Genomic DNA, 19,309 nt, shown 5'->3' on the forward strand with positions numbered 1-19,309 from the left:
GCGGGGCCGGGCGCGGGGCTACCGCCGGGTAGGTTGGCGGCGTAGCGTCGCGGACGTGGAACCGGACGTGTTGGGGCCGCCGTACGAGCGGCAGACGATCGACCTGGGCACCGACGACGAGGGACCTGTCGTCGCGACCCTGGTCCGGCGGCGGGCCGAGCGCCCCACCGGGCGGGCCGTGCTCTACGTGCACGGCTTCGTCGACTACTTCTTTCAGACCCACCTGGCCGATTTCTTCGCCGAGCGGGGCTGGGACTTCTACGCCCTCGACCTGCGCAAGTACGGTCGCAGCCTGCTCCCGGGCCAGACCCCGAACTTCTGCCGGGACATCAGCGACTACTTCCCCGAGCTGGACGCCGCCGCCGAGATCATCCGCAAGGACGACGGGCACGACACCCTGCTGGCGATGGGCCACTCCACCGGCGGTCTGATCATCTCGCTCTGGGCGGACGCCCGCCGCGACGCCGGCACCGTCGACGGCCTGGTGCTCAACAGCCCCTTCTTCGACCTGAACGCCCCCTGGGCGGTGCGCCGACCCCTCGCGGCCGCCGTCTCCCGGCTGGGCCGCCGGGCGCCACACCGCATCCTGCCGTTCGGGCTGGGCACGGTGTACGGCGAGAGCCTGCACGCCGACCACCGGGGCGAGTGGACCTACGACCTGGCGTGGAAGCCGCTGTCCGGGTTCCCGGTCCGGGCCGGCTGGCTGAACGCGATCCGCACCGGCCAACGCCGGTTGCGCGCCGGGCTGAACATCCAGGTGCCGGTGCTGCTAGCCTGCTCGACCCGTTCGTTCCGGGGCACCACCTGGCACGACAACGCCACCCTGGCCGACGCCGTGCTGGACGTGGAGCACATGGTCCGGTACGCGCCCCGCCTCGGCCGGCACGTCACCCTCGCCCGCTTCGACGGCGGGCTGCACGACCTCACGCTCTCCGGCCCCGCCGTACGCCGGAAAGTCTTCGACGAGGTCGGCCGGTGGGCCGAGGCGTTCCTCGCCGCCGGCCCCACCGCCCCGGCCGACCCCGCCCCGGCCGCCGCGGACCCGATCGACACCGTCTCGCCGGACGCCACCTCGACCGGCACCACCTCGCCAGGCACCACCTCGCCCGACAACGGGCAGACCGACGGCGGGGCGACGGGCACCAGATCAGAGGGCAGCGCGTCGACCGACAGCGCAGCACCCGGCGACGCACCGTCCGGTGACGCCCGGTTGCCGGGAAGGCGGCGGCCAGCGGGCGATCCGGCCGATGCGGTGACGACCGGCGACTGACCCGCCGGGTCCCGGCCCGCCCGGCACCGACCACGTACGCCTCGCGGCTCAGCCGTCGCCGGGTGTCGCCGCCGCGAGGACGGCCCGGATCCGGTCGAAGGTCGCCACCGGGTGACCGTCGACGCCGGGCAGCACCAGGCCCAGGCAGTACAGCGACACCTCCCCGGCGGCGTCCAGCTGCACGACGAAGACCGGCGCCCCGACGTACCCCTGCGGCAGTTCCGTGGTGATCCGCACGGCGTCCCCGTCGCGGACCACCCGCTCGATGGCCACCTCCAACGGCCGCGACCCGTCCTCGCGTACCCCATGGGCCAGCACGAAAGCGGAACCGGCGTCGGCGCCGAGGCGGGCGACCACCTCGGGCCCGGCGGCGATCCCGGCGGGCACCGGCTGCACCCGCCACCGCCAGCCGCCGTCGCCGGCGTACCGGTGCAGCCCGCCGGTGGGCAGCACCGCGACGCCGTCCCCCGGAAAGCGGGCCCAGCCGGGCCTGATCTCGGCCTCCGCGACGGCGTCCGGCGCGACGCCGGCCGGCTCGGTGACGCTCGCCCGCAGGCCCAACTCCCCACCCGGTCCGCCGACCAGGTCGGCCGCCGTCAGCAGCGACTCCCCCACCGGGTCGTCGGTGCCCTGGAAGAAGAACGCGGTGCCGAAGCGCTGGTCGGTGGCGTCCGACGACCGGTACGGCAGGATGGCGCGGCCGACGATCTGGCACAGCTCGTAGGCGACGTCGTTCTCGGCGTCGGGATCCAGCAGCACCAGCCGAGGGTACGGGCCGGCGCGGGGTCGGTCCGTGGGAACCCGGATGCCGGCCACCGGGCCTCCGTGAGACTCTGCTCGGCAACGTGGACGCGGGCACCCTTTTCCCCGCCGGCCGACGGGTCGGCGGTACCCTCTGGGCGCGACACCCACGCCGCGCGCCCGTAGCTCAGCGGATAGAGCAGGGGACTTCTAATCCCAAGGCCGCAGGTTCGAATCCTGCCGGGCGCACCACAGTTGACCTGTGGAAACAGCAGATCCATACAGGCCGCGAGACGGTGCCCAGTGCGGTTGCCGTTGCATTGCGGATACTCTTGGTGAACGCGACGTATTCCCAAATCAACCCCAGCGTCTCGCCCCTGCCGTAGGCCGAGAGCCAGCGCGACGGGCCAGCGCGCCGCGTTCCGCCTGCCGGCCGCCGCTGCCGGGATCGCGAATCCTCCCGCGTGAGTGGCCGGGCTTCTCCCGGCTGACGCTCGGCGCATCGATCATCACGCAGGCGTTCTGAGCCACCCGCTTGCGCTGGTGGGCCACCGTCAACGCCCGAGACATGATGCGGTGCAGTTGCAGCACGGGCAACGGCTTCATGCCAGACGACTTGCACGCCGCCTCGACGCCCGGTTGTGCATGGAGGCATTGAGGCCTCCTCGGCTCAATCCCCCGTGGCTGCGAATCGCCGGCCGATTGGGCAGCGGGGCGCGTTCCTCTGGTACCGGACCGGCTCACCGGCTCAGACGTTTCCGTGCTCGTGGACACCGCCTTCCGCCTCCTCAACGCCAAGAAAAGTGAGGCCCCGGCGGAGGACACACCCGCCGGGGCCTCGCTTGCCGCCAGGCGGCCCGCTCAGGTCAGGAAACCTTGTCAACCTTGCAGGTGATCTTGCCGGTCACCTTCTGGCTCAACACGACCATGGCCTGTTCAACGGCCTTCTGGCCCGGCCGCACGTCCGAGACGATAGTCGTGGTGTTACCCACCCGCGTGCCCTTGGCATCGAGGACAAACACATCGATGAAGTAGGTGTTCTGGCTCTCGCTGGAGTTGTTCACCTCGAGATCGACCGTCACGTTCGCCAGGAGCTCGCTGCCCGCCGATTCTCCTTCGCACGACGTCAGCTTGACGTGCCCGGCCTTTGCCGCCTGATCCTCGCTGACGTCACTGGCCGCCTTGCCAACCAGGGCGGTGCACGCGACCAATCCGCCGCCGCATAGCAGGACGGACAGACCTGCGATGATGAGGAAGACCTTCAAACCCGTCGACATTCCCTTCTTCGGCGGGGGCGCGGGAGCGTACGCCGGCGGAGGGGTCGGGGTGCCCGGCGGAGGGGTCGGGGTCTGGTACGACATTCGTTGTGCCTCTCAATTGTGCGGTGTTAGCTCCGGGAGCCTTCCCAGGCGGCCGGAGGTCTTATTTCTTCACCACCGACCGGTGCCGGACGTTAAGGGTGGTGGCGGTGGACAGCGGTCCCGGATGGAGCAAGCTCCTGGCTCAACTCGCCGACGTCGGCAGACTGCTGGCCAACGGCCAGCCGTACGGCGAGACCGGGTGGTGTCGCTGGCGGCCGGTGTGTGCGGCGCTAGTCATGGTGCTCTCATCTCTCCGGGTCGCGGTGACGCTCCCCCCGTGACGAGAGCGACCCCGCCAGAGGGTGCCACGGCCGGGCCACTCCGTAGATCAACCAGCCTGGTGGTTGCCATGAGCCAGTCAGTCGGCAAGATCAACGAACGGGCGACTGCGGTCGCCGGTGGGTGCGACCAGGCGGTCCGTCTCGGCTGATGAGAGCCCCGAATGAGGGCCCCCAACCGAATCGGTGGTCAATGAGCATGATCGGACGACTGGCGGTCGACGAGATCAAAATCCTGTACCGCCGACCGTCGGGATCATCTACCGGCTCGCCTCGGTGCACCGTTGGCGGAAGGCTGACGACTGGGAACCGCGTTGTACTCCGCCGACGACGTCGCCGACACGTCAGCAGCTCGGCTTCCTCGGCGTAGCGCACTGGCCAACCCGGGTCGTACGCCTGAATGTGAACCCGCGCCGCCCGGTACCAGAGTGCGTTGCCTGCCTGCCCGTCCGTGTGCCTGGTCCTACCGATCGGGCGCGACAAGGGCACCCCTACAGCGTCGGAGGTTGACTAACTAGGTCGGGGTGCCCGGCCAACCGATCGCGTCGAGGAATTCCTCCACAGCGACCACGACCCGGCTGAGCACCGCGATCGACTCCGTCAGCGGACCCGGTACGTACATGCCGTGATCCGCCCCGGGCACCTCCAGCACGTGAGGCGACAGCCGGCGGGCGGCGTCGCCGTCCCACAGCTTGTCGGCCGTGCCACCGATGAGGAGGAACGGTGTGGTCGCCCGGCTCAGGGCCTCGACCACCCACGGCAGGGTGAGCACGGGCGTGAGCCACACCGCGGGCAGGGATCTCTCGGCGGCGATGGCAGCCGCGTTCGTGCCGAGCGATTTGGCGATCAGCAGCGGGCGACCGCCGACGGAGTCGATCAGCGGGCCGATCTGACCGCGCACCCAGCCTTCGATGTCCGGCGCGTCCGGCCGTGACGGCTCCTCGGACCACGAGTGTCTGTGCACCGTCGCACCGCGCTGTTCGGCGACGTCGCCTGCGTACATCAGGAGAGGCGCACCCGGTCCGAACGTACGGCCGGGAATCACGACTGCGTCCGCCATGACACCGACGCTACCCAGAACGCCGCTGACGCGTGGCCCTGAAGCCACCCTTCAGGCTGAGGCTGCGGCCACGCAGAACTCGTTGCCCTCCGGGTCGGCCATCACCACGTGGTGGCCGTCGACTTCCTCCAGGACACTCCCGCCCGCCTTCACCAGGCGCTCCGACTCCGCCCTGATCCGCGCCCACCATTCGTCGGGGCTGCCGTGGCCGGGCACCCGGATGTCGATGTGGAGCCGGTTCTTCGCCGTCTTGGGCTCGGGAACGTTGAGGATGGAGAGTCGGGGCCCGACGGCGTCGGGATCACACAGCCACGCACCGTCATCCGCGACGTCGTCCTCCGGCAGGTCGAACTGCGCGAGCCACTCCTCCCGCGTGGCGAAGGGCGCGGGCGGCGGCTCGTCGACATAGCCCAGAGCCGTTTTCCAGAACGCGGCGAGCACCTGGGCGTCAGTGGAGTCGAGCGTCAGGTCGATGCTGGCTGCCATGCCGGGACCGTAGTCCGCGCCTCTGACTTTCGCCCGAGACGCGCCTCGCCGGACCGGCATCGGCGCTGAGGATCTCGGCGCCGGCCTCCGTCTCGCTCCTCGTCCCGGCCTCGGATCGGCCGCTGCAGGACTGATCGACTCCGTATCGCCGATATTGGGGAGCCCAAGAGACGGGCACACCGCAATATCGCCGACGTCGAGTCGATCATCGGAGAGAGAACGGTCAACCGGGTTCGGGCTTGAGCGCATGAGCGGATTTCCAGGCCACGGCGCGGTTGATCCGGTCCGGGTAGCGCTCGATGATCGCCGCGTACAGCGCCTCGGCGCTCTCGGTACGCTCCGCGGCGGCCTCGACCTCCCGCAGGTAGCTGCTGGTCTCTTCGACGGTGTACGGGTCGTCCTCGGCGCCGTCCCGTTTGTGGCCGGCGATCACCACGCAGGGCCGCAACGAGTTGACCACCGTCAGGGCGTCCAGCCAGCCCCCGATGCCGCCGTTGGCCGCCTCGGCGAGGTGCAGGTGGACGTCGTTGTAGACGACGTCGCCGGCGACGACGAGTCCGCGCGACGGCACGTGCAGCACGCTCGTGCCGTTGGTGTCGGTGTGGCCGGTCTCGACGGCCACCAACTGCTCGCCCTCAAGGTCGATGGTGTTGTCGACCAGCGGCTCGGCGATGGGTGGACGCTCGGCGATCTGGTCGGGGAAACCCTTGCGCCAGACACGGTCGAGCCACTGCTCCCCCACCTGGTCGGGCATCTTCTCCACCACGCTCACGGGTGCCACCAACCGCGCCCGGGGAAAGCGCTCCAGCACGGCTGCCGCGCCGAAGAAGTGGTCGCCGTGGGCGTGGGTGATGTAGATCGTCGTGAGGTTCCTGCCGCTCGCCACGACCCAGTCGGCCAGGGCCCGACCCTCGTCGATGGTCAGCAACGCGTCGACCAGGACCGCGTCGCGGTCTCCGTAGATCAGCGTGGAGCTGGTGGGCGACCACATCTCGCGGCTCTCGCCGGGCGGCAGGTCTGTCGACACGACCGGCTTGGCCGGGGCGACATAGGTTGACCAGGCCAACGAACCCACGGCTGCTCCTCATCCCACCAGCGCGCTCCCCGTCCCAGTCCAGCAGACCGCCACGCCCCTACGGGCGGGATCACGGAAAGAGCGAACCGGAGGCTGGCTCAGCCGCGCCCCAGCAGCTCACCCAGCGCTGCGTCGCCCTGGCCGAGCTGCGCTCCGCCGGCCGACGGCGCGATCAGGAAGCGCCGGCAGCCGTCGAGTTCCACGTACCGGTCCGGCCCGCCGGTGCCGTCCAGTGGCCGCAGCACCGCGAAGCGGGACGCCGGGGTGGCGCACGCCGTCGCCGGTCGGGCGGTGGCCAGTGTGTTGAGCACCGCCGCCTGCCGCTCGGCCGGCAGCGGCCCGCCGTACACGAAATCACCCGCCGGCTTGCCGCCGCCCTGCTCCGTGGCGGGCACCCGGTAGACGCAGAGGCGCAGCGGCTCCGCTGCCCGGGCCGTCGCCGGCACGGGCGGTCCGGCACGTCCCATCGTGGTCTCCACCCACACCATGTCCGCCCACCGCTGCGCGCAGCCGGCGGCCTCGGCCGCGGGGGATCCGACCTGCCCGACGGTACGGCTGTCCACCGTGATCAGCCGCAACCCGTCCAGCGCCGCGCGCACCTCCGCGCGGGGCTTGCCGCAGGCGTCCGTCGGCAGGTACGGGCGCAGCCACCGGCCCCGCTCGTCGAGCAGGGCCAGCCAGGGCGGGATGAGCATGTCGGCGGTGCAGGCGATCTCCCCGTCCGGCCGCCGGTCCGGCAGGCGCAGCGCGGCGACCAGCGCAGCGATCTCGTCGGCGCGCCGCTCGGTCGCCACCTGCTCCTCACCACCACCGGGGCGTGGTCGGATCTCGCGGCCGCAGAGCACGACGGTGACCGGCGTGAACGCGGGGTCGATCCGCCCGATCGCCGGATCGTCCCCGGTCGGTACCGGTTCGGCCCCGTCCGGCACCGGCAGCACAATGCTGGCGCCGGCCTGTGGTGCCGCCTCGGCGCAGGAGGTCCACTTCTCGACGATCCGGGCCGGGCCGGGATCGTCGCCGACACCCGGCCCGGCGCCGCTGCCAGCGCAGCCGCCCAGCGCCACGCCGAGCAGCACCACCGCCAGGACCGTCCCGCCCGAGCGCATCCGGCTCACCACCTCTCCGCCAGGTGATGGGACGGGCGGGAGCCGCGCCCGGTTCCGAAGCGATCAGCGAGGCCGGCACGGGAGCGGGTGCCAGCTCACATCACCGCACGCCGATCGGGTTTGCCGCGCGACCGCCAGCATGATGGCCGGATGGCACATCTGGGACTGGTCGCGTTGCTGGTGCGGGAGTACGACGAGGCGATCGACTTCTACGTCGGCGGCCTCGGCTTCGAGCTGGTGGAGGACACCGCCCGCCCGGACGGCTCGCGCTGGGTGGTGGTCCGCCCGCCGGGCGCCCGGGAGACGGCGCTGTTGCTGGCTCGGCCGAGCAGCGCCGAGCAGCGGGCCCGGGTCGGCGACCAGACCGGCGGTCGGGTGGGCCTGTTCCTGTACACCGAGGACTTCGCCCGGGACCACGCCCGGATGGTCGCTGCCGGGGTGCGGTTCCTGGAGGAGCCGCGGCACGAGGCGTACGGCTCGGTCGCGGTCTTCGCCGATCTCTACGGCAACCGGTGGGATCTGCTCCAGCCTCGCAGCACGGAGTGACACATCGGCGACACTCCGGGCACAATGGGTGATTGCTTGCCATCGGCCATGCTATTCTCCGATGTCGATCTCCGCCGCGCGGACCCGGACCGGGTCGTTGTCGGAAGGACGCCTCCCGATGCCGGCCGTTGCCACCCCGACCGCGCCGCCGCCCGCGCTGGACAATCCGGCCGGCGGCGCGCTCAGCCTCATCTTCACCACGTTGCCGGCGCTGCTGCGGCTCACCTGCGGGTTGGTCGGCGCGGTGGTGGCGCTGTCGGTGCGTACCCCACCGGTCGAGCCGGCCCTGCTCCTGCCCGGCGTGGCCGCGTTGACCGGCTGGTCGCTCTGGTACGCCGGCCGCGCGATGCGTCACGGCATCACCCCGGCCCTGGTCGCCGGTGACGTCGCGCTGACAGCGGTCGCCTGCCTGCTCATTCCCCGCCTGGTGGCGCCCGGGGTGCTGCCCGGCGAGGGCAGCTGGATCGCGGTGCTGGCCAGCACCACCGTGATCAACGCGCAGGCCACCGCCCCGGCACGCTGGTCGATCCCGGCCGGGCTGCTGGTCACCGCGGCGTACGCGGCGGGCGCGCACTCGGCCGGCAATCCCGTCGAGGCCCGGGCGCACGCGGCCACCCTGCTGGTGCAGACCGCCTGCACGGCGATGATGACGACGGTGATGCGCCGCCGGATCGGGCGGGCGGACCGGGCCTTCGCCGAGCACCAGCGGCTGACCCGGGACGCGCTGATCGCCCGGGCCGCCCGGGAGGCCGAACGGCGGCAGAACCGGGACCTGCACGACACGGTCCTCGGCACGCTGACCATGGTGGGGCTCGGCGCGGTGCCCGGGCCGTCGGCCGCGTTGCGCGAGCGGTGCGCGTCCGACCTGGGTACCCTCGTCGCGCTGACGGACGCGGGCCCGGTGCCCGGCGACGGCCCGGTGCCCCTGGAGGGGCGGCTACGGACGGCGCCTGACCGGCTGCCCGAGCTGCGGGTGAGCCTGGAGCTGGCGTCGTGCGCGGTGCCCGCCGGTGTGGCCGACGCGATCACCGAGAGCGCCTACGCGGCGCTGTCCAACGTGGTCCGGCACGCGCCGGGCGCCGACGTCACGCTGCGGATGACCCGGGACGCGATCGCCGTCGTGGTCGAGGTGACCGACGACGGCCCCGGCTTCGACCCGGCCAGCGTCCCTCCACATCGGTACGGGCTGCGCGAGTCGATCCGCGGCCGGATGGCGGCGATCGGCGGGCGGGCCGAGGTCCGCTCCGCCCCCGGCGCGGGCACCACGATCCGGCTGGAGTGGCCCGGTGTCGGCTGACCTCGGCGCCTCGACGGATCGCACGGCGGCACCCGGGGGGCCGGCCCGCGCCACGGAGCCGCAGCCAGGCCGGGCCAGCGTGCCGGCGCCTCGGGGCCCGGCGCCCACGGCGGCGCTCGCCGCGCCGGCGGCCGTGGCGCACGCCTCCGACCGGGGTGCCCGGATCGCCTCGGTCGCGATCGCGCTGGCCTGGCACGTCGCGATCGGCCTGCCGGCGGTGCTGGGCGCCCGCGCGGAGTTCGCCGCGCCGGCGGTGGTGCTGGGCGGCTGGCTGCTGGTCGCCGTGGCCGGGGTGGTGGCCGGGGTACGACTGCTGCACGGAGCGCCACTGCCACCGTGGCCGCTCTCCGGGCTGCTGCTCGTCGTCGACGCGGCCGTCTTCGCCGCGGTTGGTGATCGGCAACTGTTCGCCGCCGCCAACTGGGTGTGGAGCACCCTCGGCTGGTTCTTGGTGCTGGCGATGTGGGGCCGGCGGGTCACCGGGCTGGTCGCGCTGCTGACCACGCACGCGTTGATCGCGCTGGTCGCCGTGCTCGGGCACGGCCACGACCCGGCCGACCTGGCCCGCTACGCGATGTACGTCTACGGCACGTCCTCGCTGCCGGTGGCGGTCTTCGTGGGCAGCACGACGATCGTCGGCCTGGCCCGGGAACGGGCCGCCGCGGCGGCCGCCATGCACGAGATGGCCGCGGAGCGGGACGCCGCCGAGCAGAGCCTTCGGGAACGCCGCGACCGCCTCGCCCTGGTCGGTGCGGCGGCCGGGCGGGTGCTCGGGGACCTGGCCGCCGGACAGGCCGATCCGGACGACCCGGAGGTGCAACGCCGGTGCGTGCTGGCCGCGGCCCGACTGCGTCGCCTGATCGCCGAGTCCGACGACGTGCCCGACCCGCTGCTGCACGAGCTGCGGGCCGCCGCGGACCTGGCCGAACGCAACGGGCTGCCGATCGATCTGGTCACCATCGGCAACCCGCCACCACTGCCGGTGGAGATCCGCCGCCGGCTGGCCGACCCGCTCACCGGCATCCTCTCCGACGCCCGGGGCTGGGCCCGACTGACCGTCGTCTCCGGCCCGGACGAGGTCGTGGTCAGCCTCGTCACACCCGATCGGGAGGGGCCGGAGGCGGCCGGCCCGCCACCCGGTGAGCACGACGACGGGCCGGTGCAGCACCTCTATGAACGGGACGGGGACATCAGATGGGCGCAGACCCGGTGGCGGAGATGACCGGCGACCGGCCGGTCGGGGTGGCGATCGTCGACGACCACCCGGTGGTGGTCGACGGCGTCCGCGCCTGGCTCGCCACCGAGCCGAGACTGACCGTGCTGTCCACCGGGGACGACCCGGACGAGGTGCTGCGGGCGGCGCCGGACGCCGACGTCGTCCTGCTCGACCTTCGGCTGCACGGCCGGATGGTGCTGGACAAGCTGGCCGAGCTGAGCGCCACCGGGCGGCGGGTGGTGGTCTACTCGGAGCACACCGACCCGGAGACGATGCTCGCCGCCTTGGACGCCGGGGCGGTGGCGTTCCTGGCCAAGCACGAGGGCCGCGAGCACTGCGTGGCGACGGTGCTGGCCGCGGCGAGCGACCGCCCGTACGTGCCGCCCGCGCTGGCCGGCGCGATGGTCGGCGACCCACGGCCGGACCGGCCGATGCTGTCCGACAAGGAGCGCGAGGCGCTGCTGCTCTGGTTCCAGTCGATGTCCAAGGCGTCGGTGGCCCGGCGGATGCAGATCAGCGAACACACGGTGAAGCAGTACGTCGACCGTGCGCGGATCAAGTACACCCGAGCGGGGCGGCCGGCCGCCACAAAGGCGGCGCTGCTCGCCCGGGCGATCGAGGACGGCCTCGTCCGCCCGGAGGAGATCGGCATCTACCGGTCACAGGCGACGCACGACCGGCCGACCCCCTAACGGGCGTCATGACACGGCCCGCCGGATCCGCGAGGCTCGACGCACACACCAGCTGACCGGGAGGTCGTGACGATGCACGCCGACACGTCCCCCTTCTTCATCGGTCCCCACCGGTTCGACGCGCCGGACGACGATGCCGGGCCGATCCTGGACCGCCGCTACGCCCTGCGACCGGTGCTCGGTGAGAAGGTGCTCGGCCGCTACCGGTTGCTGGTCGCGGGTTACCTGCTCGGGCCGACCGAGGCGCGGCGCGGCTGGCGGCTGCCCTGGCCGGTGTCGGTGACCGTCACCGACCGGCGGATCTGCTGGGTGGGCACCGGGGCGCAGCTGTCCCTGGTCGCCGACGAGACACCCCCGCACCGACCGGCGGGCCGGCCGGCCGGGCTGATGAGCGGGCAGATCCGCTGGCAGTGGCCGTCCCGGTTGGAGCTGCCGCCGGCGAACCCGGACGGGCCGGAGCAGCTTCTGATCGTCTGCGACGCGCTGCGCACAATCCAGCAGCCGGCGCTGGCCCTCGGCGGGCCGCACGGGGACGTCACCGCGCTGGCCCGGCAGGTCCGCCGGGCGGTGGCCATGTTCCGGCTCACCCGCCCGCAGCTGGTCGACCTCTCCGCGCAGGAGCGCGACGCGCTGCTGCTGCGCGCCGGCCCCGCGCTGCTCGCCGGAGACTCCCGGGTCACGCTGCCCGGTTCGCTGCCGGTGGAGTTCCGATCCCGGGACGACTACTACCGTTCGGGGCCGGAGCCGACCCGGTGGAGCGGGCTCGCAGGCGGCGCAGCATCCGGGCGTCGGTGAAGCCGACGGTCCGCGCGGCCGATTCCACCGTCGCGCCGTGCCCGATCAGGTGCTCGGCGCGCTCCACCCGCAGGAGCTGCTGGTAGCCGAGCGGAGTGAGCCCGGTGGTCCCGCGGAACAGCCGGGTCAGCGTCCGTTCGGCCACCCCCGCGGCGGCGGCCAGCTCGGCCAGCGGCAGTGGTTCGGCGTACCGGCTGTCGATCAGGTCCTGCACGCGGTGGACCGCGTCGGACAGGTGCGAGCGGTGTCGCATCAACGCACTGGCCTGCGGCTCGTGCCCGTTGCGCCGCGCGTAGACGACCAGCGTGCGGGCGATCCGGGCGGCGGCCGCCGGGCCGTGCCGGGTGGCCACCAGGTGCAGCGCCACGTCGATGCCGCTCGCGATGCCGGCCGACGTGACCACCCGGTCGTCGACCACGTACAGCACGTCCCGGGCCACCCGCGCCGCCGGGTGCCGACGGGCCAGGTCGTCCTGCACCTCGTGGTGGGTGGTGCAGCGCCGGCCGTCGAGCAGCCCGGCCCGGCCGAGGGCGTACGCGCCGGCGCAGACGCTGGCCACGGTGCCGCCGGCGGCATGATGATCGGCCAACCGTTGCAGGTCGACGGGCGCGACCGGACCCTGCGGACCGTGCGCCGCGGGCCGCCAGCCCGGCACGAGCACCAGGTCGTCCGGGGTCAGCTCGGGCCACCGGGTGTCGGCGACCAGCGGTACGCCCTGCACGGTGGGCACCTGCTCCCGCTCGGCGACGTAGTGCAGCCGGTAGTCGTAACCGAGGTCGGCGGCGCTGGAGAAGACCTGGGCCGGCCCGGCGAGGTCCAGCAGGTGCAGCTGCGGGACCAGCAGGAAGACGACCCGGGTCACTCGGTCAGCCCCGGGCGTCGGCGTAGGTCGCGCGGGTCAGCTCGTCCACCGTCCGGATGGTGGCGAAGCGGCCGGCCAGCGCGTACTCGGTGCGGGTGACGATCTCCTCGGTCGACAGGGTGCGCGGGTCGGCGAGGATCTCCTCGACGGTGGCGGTCTCCGGCAGATCCCAGTGCGGAATGGGGAACGTCAGCGTGGCGTCGGTGACGAAGGTCATCCGGTAGCCGAGATCGGCGCCGACCCGGGTGGTGGTCTCGACGCACTGCTCGGTGCGGATGCCGCAGACGGTGAGGTCGTGCACGCCGGCCACGGTGAGCAGTTGCTGGAGGTTGGTGGTGGTGAACGCGTTGTGCGCGGTCTTGACCAACGTCGGCTCACCCTCGACCGGGACCAGCCCGTCGATCAGCCGCACGTGCCCGAGGGCCGGGTCGAAGACGCCGGCCGTGCCGGGCTCCGAGTGCAGGACCCAGACCACCAGGTCGCCGCGCTCACGGGCGGCGGCGACCAGCCGGTCCACCTGCCGGAGCAGGTCGGGGTTGGAGCCGTACGCCCAGATCGGGCGCTGGCGGAAGGACTCCTGGACGTCGATCACGACGAGTGCTGCTCTGCTCATGCTCCGATCCTGACCGTACGGCGTCCGCAACGGCAGACACCATCATGCCCGGATGCGGAACGATCCGGTCACCACCCGGGTCGTCAGGCGCTGGGGGTGCGGTGCTCGGAGGCGGCGTCCAGGGCGGCCGCCTCCTCCGGGGTCGGCGCGCTGCCGCCCAGGTGCGCGGGCTGCCACCAGGTGTCGTCCGGACCGGCCGGCGCGTCCGGGTACTCCCGCTGGGCCCGGTCGACGAGCGCGCTGAGCCGCGTGGTCAGCTCGGCGGCCAGCACGTTCGGGTCCGGGAAATCCGCCGGATTGATCGGTTCGCCGATCAGGATGGTGATCGGCGTGTGCCGGCGGGTGAGCGTGCGCGGGCGGCCCTTGGTCCACAGCCGCTGGGTGCCCCACAGCGCGACCGGCAGCACCGGCACCTTCGCCGAGCGGGCCATCCGGACCGTGCCGCTCTTGAGCTCCTTGACGGTGAACGACTGGCTGATCGTCGCCTCGGGGAAGACGCCGACGACCTCGCCGCGCTTGAGCGCGTCCACGGCGGCGCGGAACGAGGCCGCGCCGGCCTGCCGGTCCACCGGGATGTGCCGCATCCCGCGCATCAGCGGGCCGGAGATCCTGTGCGCGAAGACCGACTGCTTGGCCATGAACCGGACCAGCCGGCCCGACGCGTTCGCTCCCAGGCCGGCAAAGATGAAGTCGAGGTAGCTGACGTGGTTGCTGGCCAGCACCGCCCCGCCGGTGCGGGGTACGTGGTGGGCGCCCTCGATCTTGATCTTCAGGTCGAGGACCCGGAACATCGTCTTGGCGGCGGCGATAACGGGCGGGTACACGAGCTCCGGCATCCGCAGAATCTACCCTGCCCGGCTGGCGGACGCCTGGGTGGCGACGGCCGGAAGACCGTGTTCGTTCTGCCCTCGGCGGATCCCCCTGGCCACGCGCCGGCCCTGGCCGCAGGATGACGGGATGACGGAACGAGCGGTGCTGCTCTGGATCCATGGCGGCGGCTGGCGTGGGCAGGCGAGCGAGGACGGCGCGGCTCTGGCCGGGCACGGGCTGCGGGTGGTGCCGGCCCGCTACCGGCTGGCGCACGAGGCGCACTGGCCGGCCCAGTTGACCGACGTACGCGAGGAGGCACGTCGCGCCCGCGACGACGGCCGGCCACTGCTGGTGGGTGGTGACTCGGCCGGTGCCATGCTCGCCCTCCAGGCAGGGTTGCGTGGCATCGACCGGCCGGACGACGTGACCGGGGTGCTTGCGTACTGGCCGCCGGTGGACCCGCTCGACCCCGAATGGGTACGGCTGCGCGACGGCAACGATCCATGGGTCGACCTGCTCGGCCACCCGCCCGCGGCCGGCGACCCGGCCACCGTCGACGCCACGGTCGGCACCCACGTCGGCAACCGGGTGCCGGTGCTGCTGGTGCACGGCACGGCCGATCGCTCGGTCCCGGTGAGCCAGACCGTCCGGCTCACCGGTGCGTTGCTCGCCGCCGGGCACCCGGTGCACAGCTGGGTGACCGATGGTGGCCACGCGCTGGAGCTGGACCGGCCGGACCTGCGGGCGGTGGCCGCCGCATTCCTGGACAGCGTGCTGCCGCCCGGCTGACCGGGCCGACCGGCCAAGGTGGACCAGCCAGCGCGGTAAATCAGTCGGAGAGGTTGCTGAGATCGATCCGGCCTCGGGCGAAGGCGTCCACCCGCCCCCAGCGGCCCGGAATGTCCAGCACCTCGATCCGACCCATTCCCATCGGCAGCCGTGGATCGACCGCCAGGTGCCCCTCGTGGGGCTCCAGGCCGAGCATGGTGCGCAGCAGCAGCAGCGGCGTACCGGTCGACCATGCCTGCGGGCTGCACGCCGTCGGATACTCCACCGGGAACTTGGTCAGCTCCCGCGGGTAGCCGCCGAACGCCTCCGGCAGCCGCCCGTCGAAGTAGGTGGCCGCGTCCAGGATGCCGCTGGCGATCGTGGCGGCCTCCTCGGCGAAGCCGTACCGACGCAGACCCCAGGCGATGAAGGAGTTGTCGAACGGCCAGATCGTGCCGTTGTGGTAGCCGATCGGGTTGTACCGGGATTCCCCCTCGGCCAACGTCCGCACCCCCCACCCGGTGAAGAGCCGCGACCCGACCAGGTGCTGCGCGAGCTTCTCGGCCCGCTCGGGTTCGACGATCCCGCTCCACAGCAGGTGACCGTTGTTCGAGCTGAGCACGTCGCACTGGCGACCGTCCGGGTCCACGGCCAGGGCGTAGTACTCGCCGTCCGCCACCCAGAAGTCCCGGTTGAACCGCTGTTTCAGCTCTGCCGCCTCCCGCTCCAACTGGTCGGCGAACTCCGGGTCACCCCAGAACTGCCGGGCCAGCCGGGCGGCGCGCATCTTCGCGTCGTACGCGTACCCCTGCACCTCGCAGGTGGCCCGGGGGAACGGCGGCAGCGTGCCGTCGGAGTAGGAGATCGAGTCCCAGGAGTCCTTCCAGCACTGGTTCTCCAGGCCGGTGTCGGAGTTGCGTCGCTCGTACCAGATGTAGCCGTTGCCGATCAGGTCGGCGTACGAGTCGATCCACCTCAACGCCGCCCGCGACTCCTGCTCCAACTCCTTGACCAGGGCGACGTCCCCGCTCCACCGCTCGTACTCGTCGAGCAGCACGACGAACAGCGGCGTCGCGTCCACCGAGCCGTAGTACGGCGAGTGTGGCTGCTCCTCGAAGGCGGCGGTCTCGCCGTAGCGCATCTCGTGCAGGATCCGCCCGGGGTCCTCGTCGCGAAAGTCGTCGAACCGGCTGCCCTGAAGGGCGGCCAGGATGCGCAGCGTGGTCTTCGACAGTTGCGGGGTGAACGGCAGCGTCTGCAGGCAGGTGAGGATGCTGTCCCGGCCGAACATGGTCATGAACCAGGGCAGGCCGGCAGCCGGCAGGGTGGCGCCGCCCAGCGACAACGGCGAGAAGCGCAGCGCCGCCAGGTCGATCAGGCTGCGCCGGTAGGTGCTGGACACCCGGCCGTGCTCACTGTTGACCTTGGGCGCGTCCGCGATCCACTGCTCCAGGTCGTGCTGGAGTGCGAGCCGCTCGTTGCCGTGCACCCGCAGCCCGATCCGCAGGTCCCGGTCCCCGGGCCCGACCGCGTGCGTCTGGACGTCGATCGCGGTGTCCCACTGCTCGCTGGGTTCCAGGTGGACGGTGTACGCGAATCCCTTGCTGTCGTAGCGAGCGGCCACCGACGAGGAGATGATCGTTTCGCGCCGGAAGTTGCCCCGGCGGTAGCCCAACCGCAACCGGTCCGCCTCGACTTCGCTGTAGAGCTCGCCCTTCTTGTTCACGATCTCGTCCTTGACCTGGAACAGGTCGGCGAAGTCCGACGCCGCCTCCATCCGGATCTCCAGGTCGACCGCCTTCTCGTCGTGGTTGAGGAAGGTGAGCTGCTCCCGGAAGCTGCCGCCGACCGCACGCTCGCGGATGATCGACAACTTGGCGTCGATGTAGTGCGTCGCCATCCCCGGCACCAGGAAGAACCGCGATTCGAAGTACTGGAGGTCGTCGAAGGAGAGCGAGTTGAGCCGCTCGCCGTTCACGGTCAGCACCCAGGTGGACAGAAACCGGGTGTCGATGGAGAACAGCCCGGTCGGCTCACTCGGTGTCGCCTCGATGTCGCCGGTGTCCTCGCAGACGACGAAGGTGTTGCCGTCCAGGATCCGGATCGTGTTGCTCTGCCCCATCAGTGCACCTCCCCGGCGAATCGGTGGCGCGGCCCGACAGCATCCGGGGAACCCGGGAAGATGCGCTCGACCTGCACCACCAGCCGGGCGTCACCCACCACCGTCATGTCCCCCCGCAGCAGGGCGGCCAGGCCGTGCTCGCGGCCTGTCGCGATGTCGTCGAAGAGCTCCGGACTGGTCCCGATGACCGTGTCGGCCTCCCGGTCCTCCTGACTCACGTTCAGCCGGCCGTGGTCGATCCTCAGCAGCCAGTGCCGGGTCTGCGCCCCCTCGTGCAGGTCGATGCGCAGTGTCCCGGAGGTCTTCGCCAGCCGGGGTTCGTACCCCCGCCGGTCCAGTTCCTCGAAGAACCTCGTGGTCGCGTCCACCATCGGGTCCACTCCTCCCCCAGTTGCGCCGCCCGGCATCCCGCCGCGCTCGCGTGGCGCCCAGGACCGGCGTTGCACGTCCCCGCACGGGGTCCCCGCCGGTTCTCCGGCCAACCTCACCCGGATCGGGTGAGCGGCCCGGGAGTGTCGGACCGGCCGGGTAGCGTGCCGGGCACCAGGGTGGAGCGACGGGACGTCCGTGACGGAGGGGCACATGACGGGGCAGGCGGCACAGGTCGACCGGCGGCAGGTCCTCGCGTACCGGGTGGCGGCCCAGCAGCTCGACCGCTCCGGCGGCCGGCTTCCGGGCGATCTGGCGGTGCTGTCCCTGGGCGTGCAGGACACGCCGTACGGCAGCGCCCGGCAGGCGCTGGCGGCGCGCGGCGCGACCGGGTCGGACGACCGGCTGGAGCTGGTGTGGTCGATGCGCGGCGCACCGCACCTGCACCGGCGTGCCGACCTGCCGACCCTGGCCTCGGCGCTCTGGCCGCTCAGTGACGCCGACGCCACCCGCCGGATCCCCGGGCAGATCGGTGCGGGCGCGCGGCTCGGGCTGGCCGCGTTCCGGGCCACGGCCGAGGCGTTCCAGGCGGTGGTCACCGCCGAGATGGAGCGCGGCGTGGTCAGCCGGGCGGTCTCCGACCGGGTGCCCGCCGAGCTGACCTACGACTGCCGGGCGTGCCAGGCACGGCACATCTCGGGGTCGGTGTTCCAGCAGGCCGGGCTCGCCGGCGGGGTGCGCCTGCTGGTCTCCGGCCGGGCCGCCCGGCTCGCCCCGCTGCCCGACCGGCCCGGCCCGCCCGCCGCCGCGGCGCACACCGCCGACCTGATCGCTACCTACCTGCGGCTGCTCGGCCCGGCCACCCCGGCCGACGCGGCCGGCTTTCTCGGCTCCGCCGCCGCGGAGCTGCGCCGGGTCTGGCCGGCCGACCTGGTTGAGGTGCGGGTCGACGGCCGGGCCACCTGGCTGCCGGCCGACGCGCTCGACGCGTTGACCGGCGCGCCGGCGGCCCGTCTGGTGCGGCTGCTGCCACCGGGGGATCCCTTCCTCGCGGGCCGCGACCGTGACCTGCTGGTGCCCACTCGGGAGCACCAGCGGCAGCTGTGGCGGGCGATCGGCAATCCGGGCGCGCTGCTGGTGGACGGCGAGGTGGCCGGCACCTGGCGGGCGCGGCAGGTCGGAAAGGGTCGGTTGGAGCTGACCGTCAGCCCGTTCTCGGCGCTGCCCGCCCGGGTCCGCCGCGGGGTCGACGCCGAGGCGGCGACGGTCGCCGCCGCTCGCGCCGCCACCGACGTGCAGGTCCGGGTCGAGCCGACCTGACCGCATGGCGTGCTCCGGCCAGCACGACGCCGGCCCTCCCGCGAGGGGAGAGCCGGCGCGCCCGCGGCGGACGGTCAGTTGTTCGGGTCGTCGGCGCTGATGTCAGCCAGCACCGACTGCGGTTCGCGCTCGACCGCGAGGTCGCCCATCGAGACGAGGCCGACCAGGCGCCCGTCGTCGATCACCGGCAGCCGGCGTACGGCGTAGGTGCGCATCAGGTCCGCGGCGGCAACGGCGTCGTCGTACTGGCTCACCGTGACCACATCGCGGGTGGTGATCTGGTTCAGCCGGGTCGAGCCCGGGTCCATGTTCTCCGCGACACCCCGGACCGTGATGTCCCGGTCCGTGACGATGCCGACCACACTGTCGCCGTCGGTCACCACCACGTCACCGATCGCGCTGTCGCGCATCTCCTGCGCGGCCGCGATGAGTGTGTCGTTGCCGTCCATCGTCACCAACCGGGTCGTCATGAACTCTCCGACCGTTGTCATGGTGCTCCCCTCTCGGTGTCGGCACGGCCCG

19 protein-coding genes, 1 tRNA gene and 1 pseudogene are annotated in these 19,309 nt (G+C 72.7%); 9 read left to right on the top strand and 12 right to left on the bottom strand.

Annotated elements, in window-relative coordinates:
- Positions 1 to 55 precede the first annotated feature (55 nt).
- Positions 56 to 1,078: pseudogene (locus BUS84_RS17390) on the top strand (alpha/beta hydrolase); the annotation flags it as partial.
- A 240-nt stretch (positions 1,079 to 1,318) separates the two neighbouring features.
- Here BUS84_RS17390 and BUS84_RS17395 read toward each other — a convergent pair.
- Complete coding sequence (locus BUS84_RS17395; protein ID WP_074318883.1) at positions 1,319 to 2,029, bottom strand: hypothetical protein; 711 nt, start codon at positions 2,027 to 2,029, stop codon at positions 1,319 to 1,321.
- Between the two features lie 158 nt (positions 2,030 to 2,187).
- On the opposite strand from BUS84_RS17395, the gene BUS84_RS17400 reads away from it, so the two are divergent.
- Positions 2,188 to 2,263 (top strand) — tRNA-Arg (locus BUS84_RS17400).
- A gap of 614 nt (positions 2,264 to 2,877) precedes the next feature.
- On the opposite strand, the gene BUS84_RS17405 is transcribed toward BUS84_RS17400, so the two are convergent.
- The 5 genes from BUS84_RS17405 to BUS84_RS17430 all read right to left on the bottom strand — a co-directional run bounded on the left by BUS84_RS17405 (position 2,878) and on the right by BUS84_RS17430 (position 7,386).
- Entirely contained in the window at positions 2,878 to 3,276 is a 399-nt protein-coding gene (locus tag BUS84_RS17405; protein ID WP_208869686.1) for an FxLYD domain-containing protein, read from the bottom strand.
- Between the two features lie 888 nt (positions 3,277 to 4,164).
- Entirely contained in the window at positions 4,165 to 4,710 is a 546-nt protein-coding gene (locus BUS84_RS17415) for an alpha/beta hydrolase family protein (protein ID WP_074313883.1), read from the bottom strand.
- 51 nt (positions 4,711 to 4,761) lie between these two features.
- Positions 4,762 to 5,196, bottom strand: coding sequence for a VOC family protein (locus BUS84_RS17420; RefSeq protein WP_074313885.1), 435 nt, complete (start codon positions 5,194 to 5,196; stop codon positions 4,762 to 4,764).
- A 223-nt stretch (positions 5,197 to 5,419) separates the two neighbouring features.
- Positions 5,420 to 6,271 (bottom strand): MBL fold metallo-hydrolase, encoded by an 852-nt coding sequence (locus BUS84_RS17425; protein ID WP_074313887.1) that lies wholly within the window; start codon positions 6,269 to 6,271, stop codon positions 5,420 to 5,422.
- Between the two features lie 98 nt (positions 6,272 to 6,369).
- A complete protein-coding gene (locus tag BUS84_RS17430; protein ID WP_143728451.1) occupies positions 6,370 to 7,386 on the bottom strand; it encodes a hypothetical protein in 1,017 nt (338 codons plus the stop codon).
- Between the two features lie 141 nt (positions 7,387 to 7,527).
- Between BUS84_RS17430 and BUS84_RS17435 the strand changes: the two genes are divergently transcribed.
- From BUS84_RS17435 to BUS84_RS37605, 5 genes are all read left to right on the top strand, one after another.
- The gene (locus BUS84_RS17435; protein ID WP_074313891.1) at positions 7,528 to 7,923 is read left to right on the top strand and encodes a VOC family protein; all 396 of its coding nucleotides are present in this window, start codon (positions 7,528 to 7,530) and stop codon (positions 7,921 to 7,923) included.
- Between the two features lie 118 nt (positions 7,924 to 8,041).
- Complete coding sequence (locus BUS84_RS17440) at positions 8,042 to 9,220, top strand: sensor histidine kinase (protein WP_074318884.1); 1,179 nt, start codon at positions 8,042 to 8,044, stop codon at positions 9,218 to 9,220.
- Between the two features lie 79 nt (positions 9,221 to 9,299).
- Positions 9,300 to 10,442, top strand: a complete 1,143-nt coding sequence (locus BUS84_RS17445) for a hypothetical protein (protein ID WP_244298620.1) — start codon at positions 9,300 to 9,302, stop codon at positions 10,440 to 10,442.
- Positions 10,415 to 11,128 carry a response regulator gene (locus BUS84_RS17450; RefSeq protein ID WP_074313895.1) on the top strand — a complete coding sequence of 238 codons (714 nt, stop codon included), beginning with the start codon at positions 10,415 to 10,417 and terminating at the stop codon, positions 11,126 to 11,128. Before BUS84_RS17445 ends, BUS84_RS17450 begins: the two co-directional genes overlap by 28 nt.
- Before the next feature lie 72 nt (positions 11,129 to 11,200).
- Positions 11,201 to 11,923, top strand: a complete 723-nt coding sequence (locus BUS84_RS37605) for a hypothetical protein (protein WP_143728452.1) — start codon at positions 11,201 to 11,203, stop codon at positions 11,921 to 11,923.
- Here the strand turns inward: BUS84_RS37605 and BUS84_RS17455 are convergent.
- From BUS84_RS17455 to BUS84_RS17465, 3 genes are all read right to left on the bottom strand, one after another.
- Positions 11,805 to 12,785 (bottom strand): GlxA family transcriptional regulator, encoded by a 981-nt coding sequence (locus BUS84_RS17455; RefSeq protein ID WP_074313897.1) that lies wholly within the window; start codon positions 12,783 to 12,785, stop codon positions 11,805 to 11,807. The genes BUS84_RS37605 and BUS84_RS17455 overlap by 119 nt on opposite strands.
- Before the next feature lie 4 nt (positions 12,786 to 12,789).
- Positions 12,790 to 13,398 carry an isochorismatase family protein gene (locus tag BUS84_RS17460; RefSeq protein ID WP_208869687.1) on the bottom strand — a complete coding sequence of 203 codons (609 nt, stop codon included), beginning with the start codon at positions 13,396 to 13,398 and terminating at the stop codon, positions 12,790 to 12,792.
- 83 nt (positions 13,399 to 13,481) lie between these two features.
- Positions 13,482 to 14,234, bottom strand: a complete 753-nt coding sequence (locus BUS84_RS17465; protein WP_074313901.1) for a lysophospholipid acyltransferase family protein — start codon at positions 14,232 to 14,234, stop codon at positions 13,482 to 13,484.
- A 121-nt stretch (positions 14,235 to 14,355) separates the two neighbouring features.
- On the opposite strand from BUS84_RS17465, the gene BUS84_RS17470 reads away from it, so the two are divergent.
- The gene (locus BUS84_RS17470; protein WP_074313903.1) at positions 14,356 to 14,997 is read left to right on the top strand and encodes an alpha/beta hydrolase; all 642 of its coding nucleotides are present in this window, start codon (positions 14,356 to 14,358) and stop codon (positions 14,995 to 14,997) included.
- A gap of 40 nt (positions 14,998 to 15,037) precedes the next feature.
- On the opposite strand, the gene BUS84_RS17475 is transcribed toward BUS84_RS17470, so the two are convergent.
- Together BUS84_RS17475 and BUS84_RS17480 are read right to left on the bottom strand one after the other, a co-directional pair.
- A complete protein-coding gene (locus BUS84_RS17475) occupies positions 15,038 to 17,098 on the bottom strand; it encodes an amylo-alpha-1,6-glucosidase (protein ID WP_074313905.1) in 2,061 nt (686 codons plus the stop codon).
- On the bottom strand, positions 17,098 to 17,469 hold the full coding sequence (locus tag BUS84_RS17480) for an SCP2 sterol-binding domain-containing protein (protein WP_074318885.1): 372 nt from the start codon (positions 17,467 to 17,469) through the stop codon (positions 17,098 to 17,100). The genes BUS84_RS17475 and BUS84_RS17480 overlap by 1 nt, the downstream gene beginning before the upstream one ends.
- Positions 17,470 to 17,680: 211 nt before the next feature.
- Here BUS84_RS17480 and BUS84_RS17485 point away from each other — a divergent pair, with 211 nt between their 5' ends.
- Positions 17,681 to 18,787, top strand: coding sequence for a DNA glycosylase AlkZ-like family protein (locus BUS84_RS17485; protein ID WP_074313907.1), 1,107 nt, complete (start codon positions 17,681 to 17,683; stop codon positions 18,785 to 18,787).
- 74 nt (positions 18,788 to 18,861) lie between these two features.
- On the opposite strand, the gene BUS84_RS17490 is transcribed toward BUS84_RS17485, so the two are convergent.
- Positions 18,862 to 19,278 (bottom strand): CBS domain-containing protein, encoded by a 417-nt coding sequence (locus tag BUS84_RS17490; RefSeq protein ID WP_074313909.1) that lies wholly within the window; start codon positions 19,276 to 19,278, stop codon positions 18,862 to 18,864.
- Between the last annotated feature and the right edge of the window lie 31 nt (positions 19,279 to 19,309).

This window comes from Micromonospora cremea (assembly GCF_900143515.1).
Lineage (GTDB): Bacteria > Actinomycetota > Actinomycetes > Mycobacteriales > Micromonosporaceae > Micromonospora > Micromonospora cremea.

Excerpts from the sequence above, each read along its gene's own strand:
- BUS84_RS17415 (WP_074313883.1), bottom strand. The coding sequence starts at position 4,710 with ATGGCGGACGCAGTCGTGATTCCCGGCCGTACGTTCGGACCGGGTGCG.
- BUS84_RS17450 (WP_074313895.1), top strand. The coding sequence starts at position 10,415 with ATGGGCGCAGACCCGGTGGCGGAGATGACCGGCGACCGGCCGGTCGGG.
- BUS84_RS17440 (WP_074318884.1), top strand. The coding sequence starts at position 8,042 with ATGCCGGCCGTTGCCACCCCGACCGCGCCGCCGCCCGCGCTGGACAAT.
- BUS84_RS17470 (WP_074313903.1), top strand. The coding sequence starts at position 14,356 with ATGACGGAACGAGCGGTGCTGCTCTGGATCCATGGCGGCGGCTGGCGT.
- BUS84_RS17480 (WP_074318885.1), bottom strand. The coding sequence starts at position 17,469 with ATGGTGGACGCGACCACGAGGTTCTTCGAGGAACTGGACCGGCGGGGG.
- BUS84_RS37605 (WP_143728452.1), top strand. The coding sequence starts at position 11,201 with ATGCACGCCGACACGTCCCCCTTCTTCATCGGTCCCCACCGGTTCGAC.
- BUS84_RS17465 (WP_074313901.1), bottom strand. The coding sequence starts at position 14,234 with ATGCCGGAGCTCGTGTACCCGCCCGTTATCGCCGCCGCCAAGACGATG.
- BUS84_RS17460 (WP_208869687.1), bottom strand. The coding sequence starts at position 13,398 with ATGAGCAGAGCAGCACTCGTCGTGATCGACGTCCAGGAGTCCTTCCGC.
- BUS84_RS17420 (WP_074313885.1), bottom strand. The coding sequence starts at position 5,196 with ATGGCAGCCAGCATCGACCTGACGCTCGACTCCACTGACGCCCAGGTG.
- BUS84_RS17475 (WP_074313905.1), bottom strand. The coding sequence starts at position 17,098 with ATGGGGCAGAGCAACACGATCCGGATCCTGGACGGCAACACCTTCGTC.
- BUS84_RS17435 (WP_074313891.1), top strand. The coding sequence starts at position 7,528 with ATGGCACATCTGGGACTGGTCGCGTTGCTGGTGCGGGAGTACGACGAG.
- BUS84_RS17485 (WP_074313907.1), top strand. The coding sequence starts at position 17,681 with ATGACGGGGCAGGCGGCACAGGTCGACCGGCGGCAGGTCCTCGCGTAC.
- BUS84_RS17490 (WP_074313909.1), bottom strand. The coding sequence starts at position 19,278 with ATGACAACGGTCGGAGAGTTCATGACGACCCGGTTGGTGACGATGGAC.